This is a genomic window from Tahibacter caeni (genome assembly GCF_024609805.1).
Lineage (GTDB): Bacteria > Pseudomonadota > Gammaproteobacteria > Xanthomonadales > Rhodanobacteraceae > Tahibacter > Tahibacter caeni.
Genome location: NZ_JANFVR010000368.1, coordinates 1 through 4,291, shown reverse-complemented (window position 1 = coordinate 4,291; position 4,291 = coordinate 1). Strand labels below are relative to the sequence as shown.

Sequence of the window (4,291 nt, the reverse complement as noted above, 5' to 3'; positions counted from 1 at the left end):
GCGCGCCGACGCGCGCTGCCGCAGCCGCATCGACGAGGCGGTCTGCGCGCCCGCCGACGAGGACGCGCTGCGCACGTTCCTGCGGCGCGAGGCCGGCCGGCCGTTCGACCTGCAACGCGGTCCGCTCGCGCGCATCGCGCTGTTCGCCCAGGATGCCGCGCGCTCGGTGCTGCTGATCACGGTGCATCACCTGATCTTCGACGGCGGCTCGGGCGTGCTGCTGCTCAAGACCTTGCTCGCGACCTATCGCGGCCTGCTGCAGGGCCGCGAACCCGCGCCGGCCGCGCCGCCGACCGGCAATGCCGATTTCGTCGCGGCCGAGGCCGCGCTGCTCGCCTCGCCCGAGGGCGCGCTGCAGGCGGCCTACTGGCAGCGCCGACTCGACGGCATTCCCGAAGCGTTCGAACTGGTGCCGCAGCTGCCGCAGCCCGCCGACGCGCAGGCCGGCGCCGCATTGACCGAGACGCTCGCGCCGGAGCTGGCCGCCTGGCTGCGCCGGACCGCGCGCGACCACGCGGTCACGCCGTCGGCCGTGCTGCTGGCGGCCTATGCGGCGCTGCTGCACCGCTACAGCGGCGCCGACGACATCGTCGTCGGCATGCCGGTGTCGCCGCGCAGCCGGCAGCGCTACGCCGAGGACATCGGCTACTTCGTCAACATGGTGCCGCTGCGCCTGCGCTGCGAGGCCGACCAGCGATTCACCGAGCTGCTGCAGCAGACCCAGACCGTCCTGCTCGAAGGCCTGTACCACTCGGCCTATCCGTTCGCGCTGATGCGCGAGCGCGGCCGCGGCCGTGCCGCCGGCGAGAACCCGGTGTACCAGGTGTCGTTCGCGCTGCAGGATTTCCTGCACCCGGCCGAATTTGCGCGCGCGCCCGGCGAACCCGGGCCGGAAACCGAATACCTCGGCGATGTCGTGCAGCAGGGCGACGCCGAGCTCGCGCTGGACGTGTTCGACGCCGGCGACACGCTGGTGCTGCAGCTCAAGTACGCGCCGCGCCGCTATACGCGCGACGTCGCGGCGCGGCTGCTGGCCCACTACGTGCGGCTGCTCGAGGCGATCCGCGCCGCGCCCGACGGCGGGATCGGCAGCTTTCCGATCCTGTCGGAGGGCGAGGAACACCGCCTGCTGCAGGAATTCAACGACACCCACGCCTCCTATCCGAAGCAGGCCTGCATCCACGACCTGTTCGTCGCGCAGGCGCAGGCGCAGCCCGCGCGCACGGCGCTCGTGCATGACGGCGCGGCCATGACCTATGCCGAGCTCGAACGCGCGAGCCGCGACCTGGCCGTCTGGCTCCAGGCCAACGGCGTGCGCGGCGGCTGCCGCGTCGGTCTCTGCATGGACCGCTCCGCTCCTCTGCTGATAGGCCTGCTCGGCATCCTGCGCGCCGGCGCGGCCGTCGTCTCGCTCGATCCGGACTACCCGCCCGAGCGCCTGGCCCATCTGCTGCAGGACTGCGGCGCGACCTTGCTGCTGACGCGGCAGGCCTGGGCGCAGCGCCTGCACGCGGTACTGCCGCCGGCGCTGCCGGTCGTGTGCTGGGACGATCCGGCGTCGACGCGCGACGCGGAAACCGCAGCGCTGCGCGCGGCCGGCGTCGCGCTGCAGGCCGGCGCCGGCCCCGGCGATCCGGCCTATCTGATCTACACCTCGGGTTCGACCGGCCAGCCCAAGGGTGTGCTCGTCGAGCACCGCAGCCTCGTCAACGAGAACGCGTTCACGCGCGCGGAGTTCGCCGCGAGCGCCGATGACGCGACGATCCTGTTCTCGAGCGCGAGCTTCGACGTGTTCATGGACGAGGTGTTCCGCACGCTCAACAGCGGCGGGCGGCTCGTGCTCGCGCCGAAGGAAACCCTGCTCGCGCTGCCGCAGCTGCAGGCGCTGATCGCCGCGCAGCGCGTCAACGTGCTGTTCCTGCCGACCGCGTTCTTCCACGAGCTGGCCGGCGCGGCCGTCGATCTCGCCGGCGTGCGCCGCCTCATCGTCGCCGGCGAGAAGCTCGACTACGCTCGGGCGCGCGCGTTCGTCGAACGCCATCCCGGCATCGTGCTGCACAACGCCTACGGCCCGACCGAGACCACGGTGTTCAGCAGCACGACCGAAGTCACGCCGGCGCTGTTGCAGGGACGCGATTTCGTGCCGATCGGCCGGCCGATCGCCAATACCCAGATCTACGTGCTCGACCGCTACGGCAATCCGCAGCCGCCCGGCGTCGCCGGGGAGCTCTGCATCGGCGGCGACGGCGTCGCGCGCGGCTACTGGGGCAAGCCGGAGCTGACGCGCGAGCGTTTCGTCGCCAATCCGTTCGTGCGCGGCACGCGCCTGTACCGCACCGGAGACCTCGCGCGCTGGCTCGAGGACGGCTCGCTGCAGTACCTCGGCCGCCGCGACGCGCAGGTCAAGATCCGCGGCTACCGCATCGAGCCCGGCGAGATCGAGGCCTGCCTGCACGCGCATCCGGCCGTCGACCGCGCCGTCGTCGTCGCACGCGGCGACGTGGCGAACCGGCAGCTCGTCGCGTATTACCGCCGACGCGACGGCGCTACGGCGACGGCCGAGACCTTGCGTACGCATCTGCAGCAGACCTTGCCGGCCTACATGATTCCGCAGGCCTTCGTCGCGCTGGCCGCGATTCCCCTGACGCCGGCCGGCAAGATCGACCGGCGCGCGCTCGAACGCCTCGACGTGAATCTGGAATCGGCCCGGCCGCCGGTGGCCGCGCGCACGCCGGCCGAGCGGGAGCTCGTCGCGATCTGGGCCGAAGTGCTCCGGCTCGATCCGGCGTCGATCGGCGTACACGACAGTTTCTTCGAGCTCGGCGGCCATTCGCTGCTCGCGATGCAGCTGCTCGCGCGGATCCGCGACCGCTTCGGCGTCGAGCTGCCGCTGAAGGCGCTGTTCGACGGCGCCGACATCGCCGGCATCGCGGCCGGCCTCGACACGGCATCGCCGCAGCCCGTGCCGCGCGGCACGCCGGTCGACCGCGGCGCCTGGCCGCGGTTGCCGCTGAGCCACGCGCAGGAGCGGCTCTGGTTCCTGCAGCAGCTGGATCCGGCCAATGCGGCCTACAACGTGCCCGGCGCCGTGCGCATCGCCGGCGCGCTCGACGCGCAGCAGCTCGAGCAGGCATTCGCGATCGTGACCGGCCGTCATGAAATCCTGCGCACGGTGTTCGAGGCCGAACACGGACGACCGGCGCAGCGCATCCGCGAGACGATCGCCGTGCCGCTCGCGCGCAGCGACCTGTCGGAGCTGCCGCCGTCCGAACGCGAAGCGCGCGCCCGCGCGCTGTGCGCCGCCGATGCGGCGATTCCGTTCGACCTGGCGGCGGGTCCGCTGCTGCGCGGCCGTCTGCTGCGGCTCGCTGGGGACGACCACGTGCTGATGCTGAACCTGCATCACATCGTCTGCGACGGCTGGTCGCTCGGGCTGCTCGTGCGCGAGCTCGGCGAAACCCTGGACGCGCTGCGGCAGGATCGCGAACCGCGGCTGGCGCCGCTGGCGATCCAGTACGCCGACTACGCGATCCGCGAGCGTGAACGGCTCGACGACGCCGCGCTGCGGCAGCGGCTGGAGCGCTGGGGCGAGCGGCTGGCCGGCCTGCCCGAACGCCTCGCGCTCGCGACCGACCATCCGCGCCCGGCGCGACAGAGCGCGGCCGGCGCGACCGTGCGCTTCGCCTTCGACGCGGAACTCACCGCGGCGCTGCGGCAGCTCGCGGCCGCGCAGCAGTGCACGCTGTTCATGGTCCTGCTCGCGGCGGTGAAGACGTTGCTGTACCGCTACACCGGCCAGGAGGATCTCTGCATCGGGTCGCCGGTGGCCAACCGCAGCGAGGCCGACACCGGGGGACTCGTCGGCATGTTCGTCAACACGCTCGCGCTGCGCACGACGGTGCGCGGCGACGCGGCGTTCGCCGACGTGCTCGCGGCGGTCCGCGACACCTGCCTCGCAGCCTTCGCGCTGCAGGACACGCCGTTCGAGAAAGTCGTCGAGCATCTGCGCCCGCCGCGCGACCCGGCGATCACGCCGCTGTTCCAGGTCATGGTCGCGCTGCAGAACGCCGACGGGCCGCTGCCGTCGGCGCGGCTCGCGCCGTTCGCGCTCGACGGCAGCGTCAGCAAGTTCGATCTCGACATCGAGTTCCGCGAGACCGCGGCCGGCATCGACACGGCGGTGCAGTACTGCACGGCGCTGTTCCGGCCCGAACGCATCGCGCGCCTGGCCGGCCATCTGCGCGCGCTGTGCCGCGCGGCCGCGGCCGCGCCGCAGACGCCGGTCGCAGAC

General features: G+C 72.9%; 1 protein-coding gene. It reads left to right on the top strand.

Annotation, left to right across the window (positions count from 1 at the left end):
* The coding region (locus NON22_RS20895; RefSeq protein WP_257388916.1) for an amino acid adenylation domain-containing protein at window positions 1-4,291 on the top strand (4,291 nt) is incomplete at both ends.